The organism is Shewanella donghaensis, assembly GCF_007567505.1.
Lineage (GTDB): Bacteria > Pseudomonadota > Gammaproteobacteria > Enterobacterales > Shewanellaceae > Shewanella > Shewanella donghaensis.
The window spans coordinates 1,968,314-1,986,279 of the sequence record NZ_CP041783.1 but is presented as its reverse complement, the minus strand read 5'-3'; the positions used below and the strand labels follow the sequence as shown (position 1 = coordinate 1,986,279).

At 40.0% G+C, this 17,966-nt stretch carries 13 protein-coding genes; 12 read left to right on the top strand and 1 reads right to left on the bottom strand.

Annotation, left to right across the window (positions count from 1 at the left end; translation table 11 throughout):
* The first annotated feature begins 165 nt into the window (after positions 1-165).
* The 6 genes from rimP (at position 166) to rpsO (ending at position 6,733) form a co-directional block, all read left to right on the top strand.
* Complete coding sequence (rimP, locus tag FPK91_RS08495; protein ID WP_144210445.1) at positions 166-621, top strand: ribosome maturation factor RimP; 456 nt, start codon at positions 166-168, stop codon at positions 619-621.
* 28 nt (positions 622-649) lie between these two features.
* Positions 650-2,149 carry a transcription termination factor NusA gene (gene nusA / locus FPK91_RS08490; RefSeq protein ID WP_144210443.1) on the top strand — a complete coding sequence of 500 codons (1,500 nt, stop codon included), beginning with the start codon at positions 650-652 and terminating at the stop codon, positions 2,147-2,149.
* A 25-nt stretch (positions 2,150-2,174) separates the two neighbouring features.
* Positions 2,175-4,814 carry a translation initiation factor IF-2 gene (gene infB / locus FPK91_RS08485; protein WP_144210441.1) on the top strand — a complete coding sequence of 880 codons (2,640 nt, stop codon included), beginning with the start codon at positions 2,175-2,177 and terminating at the stop codon, positions 4,812-4,814.
* 60 nt (positions 4,815-4,874) lie between these two features.
* Positions 4,875-5,303: a 30S ribosome-binding factor RbfA gene (gene rbfA / locus FPK91_RS08480; protein ID WP_144210439.1), complete on the top strand. Its 429-nt coding sequence runs from the start codon at positions 4,875-4,877 to the stop codon at positions 5,301-5,303.
* Positions 5,303-6,250 (top strand): tRNA pseudouridine(55) synthase TruB, encoded by a 948-nt coding sequence (gene truB / locus FPK91_RS08475; protein ID WP_144210437.1) that lies wholly within the window; start codon positions 5,303-5,305, stop codon positions 6,248-6,250. The genes rbfA and truB overlap by 1 nt, the downstream gene beginning before the upstream one ends.
* Positions 6,251-6,463: 213 nt before the next feature.
* A complete protein-coding gene (rpsO, locus tag FPK91_RS08470) occupies positions 6,464-6,733 on the top strand; it encodes a 30S ribosomal protein S15 (protein ID WP_144210436.1) in 270 nt (89 codons plus the stop codon).
* A gap of 110 nt (positions 6,734-6,843) precedes the next feature.
* On the opposite strand, the gene FPK91_RS08465 is transcribed toward rpsO, so the two are convergent.
* The gene (locus FPK91_RS08465) at positions 6,844-8,880 is read right to left on the bottom strand and encodes a putative bifunctional diguanylate cyclase/phosphodiesterase (protein ID WP_144210434.1); all 2,037 of its coding nucleotides are present in this window, start codon (positions 8,878-8,880) and stop codon (positions 6,844-6,846) included.
* 378 nt (positions 8,881-9,258) lie between these two features.
* Between FPK91_RS08465 and pnp the strand changes: the two genes are divergently transcribed.
* The 6 genes from pnp (at position 9,259) to FPK91_RS08435 (ending at position 17,751) form a co-directional block, all read left to right on the top strand.
* The gene (gene pnp, locus FPK91_RS08460) at positions 9,259-11,361 is read left to right on the top strand and encodes a polyribonucleotide nucleotidyltransferase (RefSeq protein WP_144210432.1); all 2,103 of its coding nucleotides are present in this window, start codon (positions 9,259-9,261) and stop codon (positions 11,359-11,361) included.
* A gap of 165 nt (positions 11,362-11,526) precedes the next feature.
* Positions 11,527-12,432 carry a lipoprotein NlpI gene (nlpI, locus tag FPK91_RS08455; RefSeq protein ID WP_144210430.1) on the top strand — a complete coding sequence of 302 codons (906 nt, stop codon included), beginning with the start codon at positions 11,527-11,529 and terminating at the stop codon, positions 12,430-12,432.
* Between the two features lie 194 nt (positions 12,433-12,626).
* Positions 12,627-14,210 (top strand): peptide chain release factor 3, encoded by a 1,584-nt coding sequence (prfC, locus tag FPK91_RS08450; protein ID WP_144210428.1) that lies wholly within the window; start codon positions 12,627-12,629, stop codon positions 14,208-14,210.
* Between the two features lie 125 nt (positions 14,211-14,335).
* Positions 14,336-15,097 (top strand): TatD family hydrolase, encoded by a 762-nt coding sequence (locus tag FPK91_RS08445; RefSeq protein ID WP_144210426.1) that lies wholly within the window; start codon positions 14,336-14,338, stop codon positions 15,095-15,097.
* Positions 15,098-15,279: 182 nt separating this feature from the next.
* Positions 15,280-16,557, top strand: a complete 1,278-nt coding sequence (locus FPK91_RS08440; protein ID WP_144210424.1) for a NupC/NupG family nucleoside CNT transporter — start codon at positions 15,280-15,282, stop codon at positions 16,555-16,557.
* Positions 16,558-16,920: 363 nt separating this feature from the next.
* Positions 16,921-17,751, top strand: coding sequence for a nucleoside-specific channel-forming Tsx family protein (locus FPK91_RS08435; protein WP_144210422.1), 831 nt, complete (start codon positions 16,921-16,923; stop codon positions 17,749-17,751).
* The last annotated feature ends 215 nt before the right edge of the window (positions 17,752-17,966 follow it).

Here is a 17,966-nt window from a genome sequence, read left to right as displayed (position 1 = left end):
TTGATATCTTTTATTGAAACTCAATAAATATTATCTTCAATTAAAAGGTTCTATATTAAGACCTCGTCATTACGGGGTTTTTTGTTATATGGAGCTTAGTAATTCCGTGTTTTTACGGACTTTTTTGGGGCTATTTGCCCTTTTTTTCGTTTTTGGGGGTCATTTTTGGCAACATTAGAAACTAAACTGACAGAAATGCTGACAGTACCTGTTGAAGCTATCGGTTTTCAACTCTGGGGTATTGAGTTTGTCCATGCAGGGCGTCATTCAATATTACGTGTATTTATTGATGGTGAAAGCGGTATTAATATTGAAGATTGTGCCGAAGCCAGCCGCCAAGTTAGTGCTGTTCTAGATGTTGAAGACCCAATTTCGACAGAATACACATTAGAAGTTTCTTCGCCTGGTGTAGATAGACCACTATTTAATGCTGCACATTACGCAGCATATATCGGCGAAGAAGCAAAAGTACAATTGACGATGCCTGTCGCGGGTAGTCGTAATTTAAAAGGTGTCATCACGTCAATCGAAGGGCAAATGCTAACGATTAACGTAGGTGGTGAAGATTTGATAGTGGCTTTAGATAATGTTCGTAAAGGCAACATTATTGCGAAGTTTTGATAGTTTCAAGGTGAACGAGGCAAGACAAATGAATAAAGAGATTCTGCTAGTCGCAGAGGCGGTATCAAATGAAAAAGCCGTCCCGCGTGAAAAAATATTCGAAGCGCTAGAAATTGCTCTAGCCACTGCAACTAAGAAAAAATATGAAGGCGAAATCGAAGTTCGCGTTGCTATCGATCGTAAAACTGGCCACTACGACACTTTCCGTCGTTGGATGGTTGTCGATGATAAAGGCGAAGCTTTAGAAAACCCTTATAGCGAAATTACGCTTGAAGCTGCACGTTATGAAAACCCAGAAATAGAACCTGGTGAATTCATCGAAGATGACATTCCTTCAGTTGTTTTTGACCGTATTACGACTCAAACAGCTAAGCAAGTGATTGTACAAAAAGTTCGTGAAGCTGAACGTGCACAAATTGTTGAGCAGTTCATTGAACGTGAAGGCGAGATTGTTACTGGTGTGGTTAAGAAAAGCACTCGTGAAAGCATTATCGTTGATCTCGGTAATAATGCTGATGGTGTTATTTACAAAGAAGACTTAATCAGTCGTGAATCTTTCCGTCCAGGTGACCGCGTACGTGCTTTATTATACGCAGTTCGTCCAGAAGCGCGTGGTGCACAGTTATTCTTAACTCGCAGCAAGCCTGAAATGATCATCGAGTTATTCAGAGTAGAAGTACCTGAAATCTTAGATGAAATGATTGAAATTATGGGTGCTGCACGTGATCCAGGCGCTCGCGCTAAAATCGCCGTGAAAACTAATGACAAGCGTATCGATCCTATCGGTGCTTGTGTTGGTATGCGTGGCGCACGTGTACAAGCGGTTTCAAACGAATTAGCTGGCGAGCGTGTTGATATCGTGTTGTGGGATGATAATCCAGCGCAATACGTAATCAATGCAATGGCACCTGCAGATGTTGCTTCAATCATCGTTGATGAAGACAACAACTCAATGGATATTGCTGTTGAAGCAGACAGCTTAGCACAAGCGATTGGTCGCAATGGTCAAAACGTACGTTTAGCAACTCAGTTAACAGGCTGGGAATTAAACGTAATGACGGTTGAAGACCTTAACAAGAAGCATCAAGCTGAAAGCGCTAAAATTGTAGATTTATTTGTTGAAACTCTTGAAGTTGACGAAAATTTTGCAACTGTTCTTGCTGAAGAAGGTTTCACTTCTTTAGAAGAAATTGTGTATGTACCAGAAGCAGAACTATTAGAAATTGATGGTTTTGACGAAGATATCGTTGCTTCATTGCGCGAACGTGCAAAAGCGGCGATCTCTACTAGAGCATTGGCAACAGAAGAAGCACTTGATGGTGCGGAACCTGCAGCAGATTTATTAGCGTTAGATGGTTTAGAAAAGCATTTAGCATATGTTCTTGCAAGTAAAGGTGTAATTACCTTAGAAGACTTAGCGGAACAAGGCATTGACGATTTAATCGATATTGAAGAATTGACAGAAGAAAAATCAGGTGAGCTCATCATGGCTGCCCGTAATATCTGTTGGTTTGGCGAAGAAGCATAAGTCGATCAACAGGGGGATTTAATTGATGGCAGATACAAGTATAGATAAGTTGGCCGCGGAAGTGGGCAAGAATGTTGACAGACTGATTGAACAGTTTGCTGACGCAGGAATTAAGAAAAATAAAGCTGATTCAGTTTCAGAAACTGAAAAGCAAACTTTGCTTGATCATTTGAAGAAGCAACATGGCGGCGATCAAGCTCCACAGAAAATGACTTTGCAACGCAAAACTGTATCAACACTGAGTGTTAATGCAGGCGGCGGTCAATCTAAAGACGTTAAAGTGGAAGTACGTAAGAAACGTACTTTTGTTAAACGTGACGATAGCGACCTAGCAAAAGAAGCGGAACTTGAAGCTCAAAAGCAACAAGAAGCAGAAGTTGCTGCACAAGCTAAAGCGGCAGAAGACAAAGCTAAAGCAGAAGCGAAAGCGAAAGCTGATGCCGAAGCTAAAGCAAAGAAAGAAGCTGAAGCCGAAGCGAAAGCGAAAGCAGCTAAAATTGCTAAAGCTGATGACCCAGCAGCAGCAGCTGCAGAAGCAGAAGCTGAGCGTTTAAAAACGGTTCAAGCTGAAGCATTAAAGAAAAAGCAAGAAGAAGAAGCGGCATTAGCTGCTGAAACTGCTCGCCAATTAGCTGCTGAAAACTCAAAGCGTTGGGCTGAAGAAGAGCGTCAACGTATTGAAGCTGAGAAGAACGGTGATCATCACGTTACGACTTCAAAAGCGGCTCGTGCTGCAGAAGATACTTCTGATGCAAACGATGAAAAACGTGGTCGTCGCGCTCGTAACAAGAACGCGAACAAAAAACGTGGTGGAAAAGGCGGTCGTGATAATCGTTCTAACCATGCACGTAACAAGAGTACTGCTCCTGAGTCAATGGCACACGGTTTCAATAAACCAGTTGCTATTGTTAAAGGCGAAGTACGTATCGGCGAAACTGTATCAGTAGCTGAACTTGCATCACGTATGTCTCTTAAAGCCACTGAAATCATCAAACAGATGATGAAAATGGGCTCTATGGTTACGATTAATCAAATCTTAGACCAAGAAACAGCACAAATGATTGCTGAAGAAATGGGTCATAAGGTTATTCTTCTTCGTGAAAACGAACTAGAGCATCAAGTACTTGGTGATCGTGATGAAGAAAACATCGTACTAGAGAATCGTGCTCCTGTTGTTACCATCATGGGTCACGTTGACCACGGTAAAACATCACTACTTGATTACATTCGTCGTGCAAAAGTTGCTGACGGTGAAGCCGGTGGTATTACACAACACATCGGTGCATACCATGTAGAAACTGAGAATGGCATGATTACATTCTTAGATACTCCTGGTCACGCGGCGTTTACGTCAATGCGTGCACGTGGTGCTAAAGCAACGGATATCGTTATTTTGGTTGTTGCTGCTGATGATGGTGCTATGCCTCAGACTATCGAAGCGATTCAGCATGCTAAAGCGGGTAACGTACCGTTAATCGTAGCTGTGAACAAAATGGATAAGCCTGATGCTGATCCTGAGCGCGTTAAGAGTGAATTAGCTCAACACGGTGTTATGTCTGAAGATTGGGGCGGCGAGCATATGTTCGTAAACGTTTCAGCTAAAGAAGGCACCGGTATTGACGAATTGCTTGAAGGCATCTTGTTACAGTCTGAAGTACTAGAGCTTAAAGCTGATCGTTCAGGTATGGCTGCTGGTGTTGTTATTGAATCTAAATTGGACAAAGGTCGTGGCCCAGTTGCTACTGTACTTGTTCAAGAAGGTACTTTACGCCAAGGCGACATCGTTCTTTGTGGTCTTGAGTACGGTAAAATCCGTGCAATGAAAGATGAGAACGGTCATGCAATTACTGAAGCGGGTCCATCAATTCCTGTTGAGATTTTAGGTCTTTCAGGTGTACCTTCTGCTGGTGACGAAGCAACTGTTGTACGTGATGAACGTAAAGCACGTGAAGTAGCACTTTATCGTCAAGGTAAATTCCGTGATGTTAAATTAGCTCGTCAGCAAAAATCTAAGCTTGAAAACATGTTCGCGAACATGACTGAAGGCGAAGTACAAGAACTTAACATCGTTCTTAAAGCAGACGTTCAAGGTTCACTTGAAGCAATTTGTGAATCATTAGCTAAACTGTCTACTGACGAAGTTAAAGTTAACATCATCGCTCGTGGCGTTGGTGCATTAACTGAAACTGATGCTACGTTAGCTGCAGCTTCAAATGCAATCATGGTTGGTTTCAACGTTCGTGCTGATGCACAAGCGCGTAAGACTATTGATTCTGAAAGTGTTGATTTACGCTACTACAGCGTAATTTACGACCTTATTGATGAAGTTAGAGCTGCAATGACTGGCATGTTAGCACCTGAGTTCAGACAGCAAATCATTGGACTTGCAGAAGTTCGTGATGTATTTAAATCGCCTAAGATTGGTGCAATTGCGGGTTGTATGGTTACCGAAGGTACCATCAAGCGTAGCGCTCCTATCCGTGTACTACGTGAAAACGTGGTTATCTATGAAGGTGAGCTTGAATCATTACGTCGCTTCAAAGATGACGTTGCTGATGTACGTAACGGCATGGAATGTGGTATCGGTGTGAAGAACTACAATGACGTCAGAGTTGGCGATCAGATTGAAGTCTTCGAAACGGTCGAAGTGGCCCGAACGCTGTAACACACAGAAAGGCGGCGTTAGCCGCCTTTTTTATTTATATAAGGCTATGGTAACAATATTATGGCAAAAGAATTTAGTCGTACTCGTCGTATTGCGCAGCAGCTCCAACAAGAGCTCGCTATGGTGATACAACGTGATATGAAAGATCCTCGTATCGGCTTTGTCACTGTTAATGATGTCGAAGTCTCTCGTGATTTAAGCTACGCAAAAGTGTTTGTGACCTTTTTTGAAGAAGATCAAGAATTAGTCAACGAAAAAGTTGAGGCTCTCACTACCGCTGCACCTTACATCAGAACACTGATTGCTGGTCGTATGAAGCTACGCGTAATGCCTGAACTGCGTTTTGTTTACGATAGTTCATTAGTTGAAGGTATGCGCATGTCTAACTTGGTAAGCCAAGTAATTACCAATGACAAAGCGAAGCAAGAACAGTTTGGTACTGAAGAAGAACCAACTGATACTGATGAAAATACAGAAGGAAAAGACTAATGGCTCGTCGTCGCAAAGGGCGTTTTATTAATGGCATAGTGCTATTAGATAAGGGAACTGGCATCAGTTCAAACCATGCTTTGCAACGTGTCAAACGTCTTTACCAAGCTAATAAAGCGGGTCACACCGGCGCTTTAGATCCATTAGCTACTGGCATGCTACCTATTTGTTTAGGTGAAGCAACCAAGTTTTCTCAGCATCTGCTTGAAGCAGATAAGCGTTATTTGGTTACTGCTAAGCTCGGTGAGAGAACTGATACAAGTGATTCAGATGGTGAAGTTGTGCAGATAAGACCTGTCCAATTTACCCAAGAAAAACTTGAAGAGTCTCTTGAGCATTTTCGTGGACATACCATGCAAGTGCCATCAATGTATTCAGCATTAAAGCATCAAGGGCAACCTTTATACAAATATGCACGTGAAGGCATTGAAGTACCGCGTGAAGCTCGTCCTATTAATGTGTTTGAACTTTTATATGTTGGCTTAGAAGGCGATGAATTAACGTTAGATATTCATTGTTCAAAAGGCACATATATACGCACAATCGTTGACGACTTAGGCGAAATGCTTGGCTGTGGCGCTCACGTTATCATGCTTAGACGTACTCAAGTTGCTGATTATCCTTATGAGAAAATGGTGACTCTAGAACAATTGATGGAAATGGTTGAAGAAGCTGAAAAGTCTGAAACACCATCAAGTGACGTTTTAGATCCATTGTTATTACCAATGGATACTGCTGTAGCTAATTTTGCTGAAGTGAATTTACCTGAGACAAGTGCTCAGTTTATTTTACAAGGCCAACCCGTTAAGGTTGAAAACTTATTAGAAGATCAACTTCTCAGAATCACCTTAGGTGAATCTAGGAAGTTTATCGGCATAGGTTTTAAAAATGATGATGGTTTATTAGCACCTAAAAGATTGGTGGTCGAGCATACTGAAGAGGTTTAAAACTTTTTAGTCTCTATGTTTATTGCCTAAAGTTAGGTATTAAATGCGCCAGCTTTACGCTTACTTAATCTGTGTATTTTACTTGATGGTTATTATTCAAGTACAGTATGCAGATTTTTTATTGCTAGAAATTCCATTTGCGGTTAAAATATCGCGCCCCTAGGCTGAGTTAGTGATCGGCTTGGGATAATTTAATTTTTTCTGGAGATATATATGTCACTAAGTAATGAACAGAAAGCTAAAATTGTAGCTGAATTTGCACGTTGTGAAAACGACACTGGTTCAACTGAAGTACAAGTAGCTTTATTGACTGCACAGATTAACCATCTACAAGGTCATTTCAAAGAGCACATCCATGATCACCATTCACGTCGTGGTCTACTACGTATGGTTAGCGCTCGTCGTAAGCTTACAGCTTACCTTAAGCGTACTGACGTAGTTCGTTATACAGCTCTTATCCAGAAGCTTGGTTTACGTCGTTAATAGCGATGTTTAATTTGCTTGTTGTTTACAGTAAGTAAATTTAAACCGTAAAAAAGGAGGCTTATGCCTCCTTTTTTATGTTTGTAATTTGAGAAATCTAGCTGAAGGGCTTATCTATTTTCGATTTCTAATGGCGCTTCAGAAAGATAAAGTGCCTCAAACTCTTCCAATGGCAGTGGTTTACTAAAGAAAAATCCTTGGCCAATTTGGCAATTATGTCGTTGTAGCCAAGCGAGCTGTTCTTGGTTTTCGATACCTTCGGCTACAATATCAAGTTTTAGCTGCTGTCCTAACATCAAAATGGTCGATGCTATTGCGCCATCGTGGGGGAGGTCTGAGACAAACCCGCGATCAATTTTCATTGTGGTAATTGGCAAATGGCGTAAATAGGATAGTGATGAGTAGCCGGTACCAAAATCATCAACAGCAATACCAAAACCCGCACTTTTGAGCTGTTCAAGTTTGTTTATCGCCTGATCTATGTCGTTCATTAATGATGTTTCAGTAATTTCAATTTCTAATAGCTCTGGACGTATCTGATAGCGTAATGCGAGCTGTTTAATATCAGAGACTAAACTAGCGTCTGCAAACTGCTGTGAGGCAACATTTACGGCAATAGGGATTGCGTAGTTATATTTCTTCTCCCATTCACGAATAACTTTACAGCTTTGTTCAATGACCCATCTTCCTATAGGGATAATGATGCCAGTTTCTTCCGCTATGGGAATAAATTCCATTGGCGGAATCAATTCACCATTTTTCTTCCAACGAATTAACGCTTCACAACCGATGACTTTATTGGTTTTGAGATCTAATTTAGGCTGAAAATAGAGCAGGAATTCATTTCGTTTAAGCGCATCATGTAGTGAAGCTTCTGTTTTGAGTCGGTTGGCCGCATGTTCAGTCATTTGTTGTTTAAAGAATGACCATTGATTAGAACCTGCCGCTTTTGCGCTATACATAGCAATGTCAGCATGGCGGATAAGATCTTCAGCACCAGGGCCATCTTCTGGATAAATAGAGATGCCTATTGATGCGGCAGGATGTATTGCATGCTCATTTAACTGAATCGGTGCATTAAGTTGCTTCAATAGCTTTCCGACAAAGTCAGCTGCTTGTTCAGGCGTTTCAATATCATCAGCAACAATCACAAACTCATCGCCACCTAGGCGGGCTACGCTACCTTTATCACCCACCGCTTTTTCTAAAATTCTCGCGACACGAGCAAGAAATTGGTCACCAATGGCATGGCCCAATGAATCATTAACGTTTTTGAACCTATCTAAGTCAATAAATAATAGAGCAAAATGCCGCTTATGTACTCGAGCGCGTTGAATTGTCACATTTAATGTTTCGAGTAATAATGTTCTATTTGGGAGGCTTGTAAGGGGATCCCTAGTGGCCATCTTACGAAGTTTATTTTGGGTCTGACTGAATTGTAATAAAATCTGATTAAATTTAGTCGTCACGAGTCCTAACTCATCATCTTTGTGAGCTTTAGACATAGGTAATAAGTTTTCATCAGGTAAATCGGGATCAATTTTATCAATAGCTTCACTGATCCTTGCTATTGGCTGCGTAAGGAAGCGGTGAAAAACGATTGTTAAAACCAGTGTTAATAAAAGGGCTCTAGCTAAGGTCGCAATAAAGCCAAGTTGCAACTGGTTAAATAAGTTATTAGTCATTTTTTGTGTATCGTAATAGATAGACAAGGTGCCAATAAGTTGCTGCTTTTTATTACCTTCGAAATAATGAGGGCGAAATAAGGGTCTGGAGATTTCATGTAAGTCATTAAATAAAAAATGGCTTAAAGAGTCATATTTGTCGGAAAAAGGTTTTGGCTGGTTACTGGCACTCACATACAAAGAACCATCATCTAAATGAATAACCGATGAACGGATATTATCAATTTTGATAATACCTTCTAATGTTTGTTCGGTTTGTTTGTCATCAAGTGCCCAAACTGCATTTGATGCTGTTTGTTCAACTGAGTTTAGTAGTTCTTGTTGAGAGGCGGTAAGTTGCTGTTTAGTCGTTACTACAACAAGCGCAATCTCGACAACAAAAATGGCAATTGCAAAAAATAAGGCAGTAAAAACTACTAGATTAGTTTGTTTCCATGTCAGAGACTTAAACCTTTGAGTCATTTACACATTTCCATAACAGTATTAGAAAAAAACGTTGGTATTGCGAGGATTATTGTTTACTAACTGATTGAACTCAATGCGATTGTTATTACTACATTTTTTATCGCTATCTCACTTTAGACAAATTTCGTTATAAAGTCATTATTTATAGCGATTTGCATACGTTTTATCAGCTTTATCTCGCATTATTTTTGTTGCGGCTTTTTTTAATAAATAATTAATATAGCCGTTAGAACCCATGTATTGGGAAGATATCGGCACTAAATTGATAAAATTGAATTATTTTCGCCTGATATTGCTATGCGCTTTAACTATTACAAAAAATTGAAGTATACTTATGCGCGTAATTTAAAGGCAAATAATTAAGGAATGGGTCACGTGAATCCAATTGTAAAGAGTTTTGAGTATGGTCAACATACTGTCACCTTAGAAACAGGTGTTATTGCACGTCAAGCAGATGCTGCAGTACTAGCGAGCATGGGCGATACAACTGTCCTTGTTACTGTAGTTGGTAAAAAAGTTGCGGATTTAAGCCGTGATTTCTTCCCACTAACAGTTAACTACCAAGAGAAAACTTACGCTGCTGGTAAGATCCCTGGTGGTTTCTTTAAGCGTGAAGGTCGTCCAAATGAAGACGAAACGCTTATTGCTCGTTTAATCGACCGTCCAATTCGTCCTTTATTCCCTGACGGATTTAAAAACGAAGTACAAGTTATTATTACTGTTGTTTCAGTTGACCAACAAATCGAACCAGATATGGTTGCAATGATTGGTACTTCTGCTGCTCTTGCTATTTCTGGTATTCCATTCAATGGTCCACTAGGTGCTGCACGTGTTGGTTATATCAACGGTGAGTACTTACTTAACCCATCAGTTGATCAAATCGCTGAAAGCGACTTGAACCTAGTTGTTGCTGGTACTAAAAGTGCTGTATTAATGGTTGAATCAGAAGCTAAAGCGCTTGCTGAAGAAATCATGTTAGGTGCTGTGACTTATGGTCACGCTCAACAACAAGTTGTGGTTGATGCAATTGCTGAATTCAAAGCTGAAGCTGGTAAGCCTACTTGGGATTGGTCTGCACCTGTCGAAGATCAAGACTTAGTTGCTAAAATTAAAGATCTTGCTGAAGAAGGCTTAACTGCTGCTTATCAAATCGAAGTTAAGCAAGACCGTTATGTTCAAGTTGGCGTAGTTAAAGCTGCAGCTAAAGCTGCTCTAGTTGCTGAAAACCCAGACGTTGATCAACGTGAAGTTGGCAACTTACTTGGTAGCCTTGAGAAGAAAGTTGTTCGTGGTCGTATTATCAGTGGCAAGCCACGTATCGACGGTCGTGAACCTGATATGATCCGCGCATTGAATGTTCTTGCTGGCGTACTTCCACGTACTCACGGTAGTTCATTATTTACACGTGGTGAAACTCAAGCACTTGTTACTTGTACTCTTGGTACAGAACGTGATGCACAGAAAATTGATAGCATCATGGGCGAACGTACTAATCGCTTTATGCTTCATTATAACTTCCCTCCATACTCAGTTGGTGAAACTGGCATGGTTGGTTCACCTAAGCGTCGCGAAATCGGTCACGGTAAGCTAGCTTGGCGCGGTATGAATGCAGTTATGCCTTCTGCTGAAGAATTCCCATACAGCATCCGTGTCGTTTCAGAAATTACTGAATCAAACGGTTCTAGCTCAATGGCTTCTGTTTGTGGTACTTCATTAGCATTAATGGATGCGGGTGTACCAATTAAAACTTCTGTTGCAGGTATTGCAATGGGTCTAGTTAAAGAAGGCGACGATTTTGTTGTTCTTTCTGACATCTTAGGTGATGAAGATCACTTAGGTGACATGGACTTTAAAGTAGCTGGTACTCGTGATGGTATTACTGCTCTTCAGATGGATATCAAGATTGAAGGTATCACTCAAGAGATCATGGATATCGCACTGCAACAAGCATACGGTGCACGTGTTCATATTCTTAACGTAATGGACCAAGCAATTGGTGGCGCACGTGACGATATCTCTGACCACGCTCCACGTATCACTACTATCAAGATTAATCCTGAAAAAATTCGTGATGTTATCGGTAAAGGTGGTGCAACTATTCGCGCACTTACTGAAGAAACTGGTACAACTATCGAATTGGATGACAACGGTACAGTTAAAATTGCTTCTTCAAATGGTGAAGCAACTAAAGAAGCTATCCGTCGCATCGAAGAGATTACTGCTGAAGTTGAAGTGGGTCGTATCTACAAAGGTAAAGTTATTCGTATCGTTGATTTCGGCGCATTCGTTAACATCTTACCTGGTAAAGATGGCTTAGTTCATATTTCACAAATCAGTGAAGAGCGTGTTGCTAACGTATCTGATCATCTTGAGATGAACCAAGACGTAGACGTTAAAGTGATGGAAGTTGACCGCCAAGGTCGTGTAAGACTTTCTATCAAAGAAGCTATTACTAAAGCAGAACCTACTGCAGAATAGTGTTTAGATTAGCCTTGCTAATCTAAACAAAAATAAAGGAGAGCCTAGGCTCTCCTTTTTTATTGCCTAAAATAAACAATTGAAAATTAATCTGTAACTGCGTAGCCCTTGGAGCTTTTGGTTGTTATGATGCAAAGTAATTATAGAACCTGATAAGGTATTTAAATGGAACACAAATTACGTACCACTGTTGTAGCATTATGTGTTGGTGCCAGTATGTTATTGTCAGGTTGCGCATCACTTTCTGGAAGCAGCGATAGTGCAGCATCAGGCAAAGTAATGGTTGCACCGAATGTACCTGATTACAAATTAGAAGTGACATTGGCTAAGCTCAATGAAATTTTAGGTTCAATGGAGCTAACTGCTGAACAGCGAGCACGTTTTCATTATGATCGTGGCGTTATTTATGACAGTGTCGGTTTACGACTTCTAGCGAGAATTGATTTTCACCAAGCTATCAAATTACAGCCCAATCTTGCCGATGCTTATAATTTCTTAGGGATTTATTACACCCAAGAAGGTGAGTTTGAACCAGCCTATGAATCTTTCGATGGTGTGCTAGAACTTTCTCCTCAATATGATTATGCCTATTTGAACCGCGGTATTGCTTTGTACTACGGTGAACGTTATGAATTAGCTACGCAAGATATGAAGTCGTTTTTAGCAAAAGACCCATCAGATGGGTACCGTGCTTTGTGGCTTTATCTTGTTCAAGAGCCAAATAACCAAGAAATGGCACAAACTGAACTGCTAAACAATCGCAAAGCGCTAAGTGATCAAGCATGGTCATCAGTATTAGTAGATTATTACTTAGGTACATTGACTAAAGAACAGGTTTTTGAGGCTGCAAAGGCAAACTTAAGCCAACCTAAAGAATATTCTGAACGTCTATGTGAAGCGTATTTTTACTTAGCTAAAAAAGCGGTTGAACAACAAGATTACCAGCTTGCGGTCGATTATTATCGATTAACACTGGCGACAAACATTTATGATTTTGTTGAACATCGTTATGCAAGAATCGAATTAGGCCAAGCTCAGCAGATGCTTGAGCAGTCTCAAGTGACAAAATAATTTATTAATAGTTTTACTATTAATTTCACTCATAATTGAGTAATTGTGATCAAAGGCTAATGAATATTCATTAGCCTTTTTTATTTCATTCTTCTATGAATGGTTCGGTGTTGATTAAAGTGAGTTTACCTAGCCAATGTAGGTGGGAAACGCTATAATTTGCGCCTTTTTATTATGCTAGGGCAAAGACAACCATGTCAGTTCAAACTGTAGAGGTCGATAAACGTCGAACCTTCGCGATTATTTCGCATCCTGATGCCGGTAAGACCACTATTACTGAGAAAGTACTTTTATTCGGACAAGCAATTCAAGTTGCGGGTACCGTTAAAGGTCGTGGCTCTAAACAGCATGCAAAATCTGACTGGATGGAGATGGAAAAAGATCGTGGTATTTCTATTACTACTTCGGTAATGCAGTTTCCGTATAGTGATTGCCTAGTTAACCTACTTGATACACCGGGTCACGAAGATTTCTCTGAAGATACTTACCGTACCTTAACCGCGGTTGATTCTTGCCTCATGGTCATTGATTCAGCTAAAGGTGTAGAAGATCGAACCCGTAAATTAATGGAAGTCACTCGTTTACGTGATACGCCTATTGTCACTTTTATGAACAAATGTGACCGTGATATTCGTGATCCTATGGAAGTGATGGACGAAGTTGAGACTGAGCTGAAAATTGCGTGTGCACCAATTACATGGCCTATTGGCTGTGGTAAATCATTTAAAGGTGTTTACCATATTCTTCGTGGTGAAGCGATTTTGTATCAATCAGGTCAAGGTCATAAAATCCAAGAAGTACGCACAGTTAAAGGTCTTGATAATCCAGAGCTTGATGAAGCCATTGGTACTGAGCTGGCCGAGTTATTACGTGAAGAATTAGAATTAGTTATCGGCGCATCACACGAATTCGAATTAGAAGCATTTTTAGCGGGTAAGTTATCGCCAGTTTACTTTGGTACTGCACTCGGTAACTTTGGTGTTGACCATGTGCTTGATGGATTGATTGAGTGGGCTCCTAAACCACAACCTCGCGGAACGGAAGTACGTGACATACAAGCTGAAGAGGAAAAGTTCTCCGGCTTCGTATTTAAAATTCAAGCAAACATGGATCCAAAACATCGAGATCGTGTTGCGTTTATGCGTATTGTCTCTGGCAAGTATGAGAAAGGCATGAAAATGCACCACGTACGTGTCGGTAAAGATGTGCGTATCTCGGATGCATTGACATTTGTTGCTGGCGACCGTGAACAGGTTGAAGAAGCCTACCCTGGTGACATCATTGGTTTGCATAACCATGGCACCATTCAAATTGGTGATACGTTTAGCCAAGGTGAAAAGCTTAAGTTTACTGGTATACCTAACTTCGCACCGGAAATGTTCCGTCGTATTCGCTTAAAAGATCCTTTAAAGCAAAAGCAGTTACTGAAAGGGTTAGTACAGCTGGCTGAAGAAGGGGCGGTTCAGGTCTTTAGACCGCTTGATACCAACGACTTAATAGTAGGTGCGGTTGGTGTACTCCAGTTTGAAGTGGTTGTTGGACGCCTTAAGAGTGAATATAACGTCGAAGCTATTTACGAAGGTATTAGCGTGTCGACCGCTCGTTGGGTTTACTGTAAAGACGAACGTAAACTTGAAGAGTTCCGTCGCAAATGCAGTAGCAATTTAGCCTTAGATGGCGGTAATAACTTAACTTATATTGCTCCCACTATGGTCAATCTCAATTTATCGATGGAACGATACCCTGATGTTGATTTTGCTAAAACCCGAGAAAATTAATCATTAAGTAATGTATTTTTACTATTTAAAAGGCGGTTATACCGCCTTTTTTATTGCCTTCTATTTAAAGTCATCGTAAGTTTTATCGTCAATATTCGGTAAAACGCTATTTCAAAGGAAGCCTTATGATAGATTCCCACGCCCATTTAGATTTAGCTGATTTTGATCATGATAGAGCGACTTTATTTCAACAAATGCATGTAAATGGAATCGAAACGGCGTTAATTCCAGGTATTAGAGAGTCAAATTGGTCAAAACAAATAGCAATTGCTAACGAGTTTAATTGTTATTTTGCCCTTGGTATTCACCCTTGGTACGTGCCTGATGATATTCCTAAATCTTTAGATGCTCTAAATCATCATATCGGTATACATAATGCTGATGATAACTTCGTTGCATTAGGTGAATGTGGGCTTGATAAGCTAAAAGGTTGGGGCCAACCACAGATTGAACTGCTAACAGGGCAATTAGGCATGGCGATTGATTGGAATTTGCCGGTTATTTTACATGCTGTAAAAGCGCATCCAGAGTTATTAGCAAGCTTAAAGACATATCAAAATCAAAAAGGTGGCGTTATTCATGGCTTTTATGGTGGACCAGAATTAGCTCAATCCTATATAAAGCTAGGTTACAAATTAGGAATTGGAGGTTTACTCATGAACCCTCATGCGAAAAAATTACATAAAACGGTAACAGAAGTCGATATTAAACACTTCATAATTGAAACAGACTCCCCTAGCATGACCCCCTATAATTCAGTTGAAAAACGGAATACTCCGCTTCAACTGTCAAATTTTGTTCAAAAGATCGCAAATTTACAAAAAAAAACAACTGTTTTTATTTTAGAACAATTAGATCGAAACGTCTCTCAACTGTTTGAGCTGTAGTTCTTTTTTTTTAAACACGCTTATTAACGAATGTTAATGTTGGATAAGATCCTGAAATTAAACTCTAAAAGTATGATCTAATCCACGATTTTACTCTGACGCTCGGTTATAATCATTAACGGAAATTAGGTGAGTTAACAACAAATAAACATATCGTTAACAAATTAAAAGGGTGATGATTAATGGATATACTAATGAGTCTAGTTGGGGTGGTTACCATACTAGCAATCGGTTATGCACTATCAAATAACAGAAAAGCAATTAGTGCTCGTACTGTTCTTGGTGCTTTAGCCATTCAAGCGTTTTTTGCGGGTTTCGTTTTATATGTGCCAGTTGGTCAGCAAATTCTTGGTGGTGTTTCACAAGGCGTTGCAGATGTAATTGGTTATTCTCAAGCTGGTATCAACTTCTTGTTTGGTGGTTTAGGTACTGATGCAATGTTTGCTAACGGTGTTGGTTTCGTATTCGCTATACGAGTGCTACCTGTTATCATTTTCTTCTCTTCATTAATCGCTGTTCTTTACTACCTAGGTGTTATGCAGGTAGTCATTAAGTTCATCGGTGGTGCTTTACAAAAAGCACTAGGTACAAGCCGTACTGAGTCTATGTCTGCTACAGCGAATATCTTCGTTGGTCAAACTGAAGCTCCACTTGTAGTGCGCCCTTTCATCCCTACTATGACGAACTCAGAATTGTTCGCTATCATGGTTGGTGGTCTTGCTTCTATTGCTGGTGCAGTATTAGCTGGCTATGCCGGTATGGGTGTGAAAATTGAGTACTTAGTTGCTGCATCATTCATGGCCGCTCCTGGTGGTTTGATGATGGCTAAACTAATGCATCCTGAAACTGAAGTTGCTAAAAATGACATGTCAGATCTTCCAGAAGATACTGATAAGCCTGCTAACGTAATTGATGCAGCAGCATCAGGTGCGGCTTCAGGTTTGCATTTAGCATTGAACGTAGGTGCTATGTTACTTGCATTCGTTGGTCTTATTGCAATGATCAATGGCATGCTAGGTGGTATCGGTGGATGGTTCGGTATTGAAGCTTTATCACTAGAGTTAATCCTAGGTTACATCTTTATGCCTTTAGCATTCTTAATCGGTGTACCTTGGAACGAAGCAATGGTTGCAGGTTCTTTCATCGGTCAAAAGATTGTTGTAAACGAATTCGTTGCATACCTTAACTTTGCTCCATACTTACTTGACTCTTCAGCTGAAGGTTTCAAGGTAGTAGCAGAAACTGGCATGATGATGTCTGATAGAACTAAAGCTATCATTTCATTCGCATTATGTGGATTCGCTAACTTATCGTCTATTGCGATTCTGTTAGGTGGTTTAGGCGCTATGGCTCCTAGTCGTCGCCATGACCTTGCTAAGCTTGGTTTACGTGCTGTAATTGCTGCATCATTAGCTAACTTAATGAGTGCAACACTTGCTGGTCTATTCTTAGCGATTTAATCATCAGTTAAGTTATACAAGTCAGCAAATGAAATGACCGTTATTACCTGATAATAACGGTCTTTTTTTAATTTTTTTAAATGTCATGTCATTCGTTAACTAAACATAATGGAATAATTAAGTTTCTGGTGTGTTAATTGCCAGTAGTTTTATTATGATGTAATGGTAGGTTAATGCAGTTTTTTAGATTGTTTAATTATAAATTGTTAGTTAAAAGTAGAGATATTGTTCACATTTTGGGATTAAGTATTCGTATTTTTGCTATTTTGTATTGAGCTTTTATTCATTAGATGTACAATGCAAACGTTTATAAAAAACGCCACCCACGTAGGTGGTAATAAATAAATCAATGGGGTTGATAAAATGAAAAATGTTAAAACTTTAGCTTTAGCTGCAACGACTATCGCTGCAATGGCCGCACCAGCAATGGCTGCTGACCGTGGCGAAGACATCCGTTCTGGTGATTACAGTTGGATGCAGTTCAATGCAATGTACGCTTTTGATGAATTACCAAGTGGTGGTGAAAGTGGTCACGATTACTTAGAAATGGAATTTGGCGGCCGTGCTGGTGTTGTTGATTTATACGGTTACGTTGATGTTTTCAACTTATTCACTCAAGATTCTGGTGATAAAGGTTACGGTGAAAACCGTATGTTCATGAAGTTTGCACCTCGTTTTTCTCTTGATGCAATTACTGGTTTAGACCTTTCAGTTGGTCCTATTCAAGAAGTTTACTTCTCTACTTTATTTAACTGGGGTGGCGGACCAATCGCAGAAGACGTGAATGCATCTTTCTGGGGTTTAGGTGCTGACGTTATGGTTCCATGGTTAGGTAAAACTGGCATGAACATATACGCTCATTACGACATGAATGGTAAAGATTGGAATGGTTACCAATTCTCTATGAACTGGTTCAAGCCGGTAATGAACTTTGATAACGGAACTTTCGTTTCTTTCCAGGGTTACGTTGATTACCAATTTGGTGCTGACGATGATTACGGCAATGAGTTTGTACCTATGTCTAGCAACGGTGGCGCAGCATACTTCGGTTTACATTGGCATTCAGACAACTACGCTCTAGGTTATGGCTTAAAAGCGTATAAAGACGTTTACCTTCTTGAAGATGGTGCTGGTATCGTAGGTTTAGAAACTACTGGTTTCGCTCACTACCTAACAGCTACTTACAAGTTCTAAATTGACTTGAAAGTGATTAGAGCCGTACTTGTACGGCTCTAAATTTTTACAAGAATATGTTAGCCTTTACTTAAATACATCGTATAATTTATAAAAGTGTATTTAGCTAAAAATTAACAGCCAAACAATAAAACCATGTTCTTTATTAGTTTGGATTGTTTTGCGCGCTAAAAGGGATTTTTCGCGGAATGGATGGAATAACACATCGTTGTTTC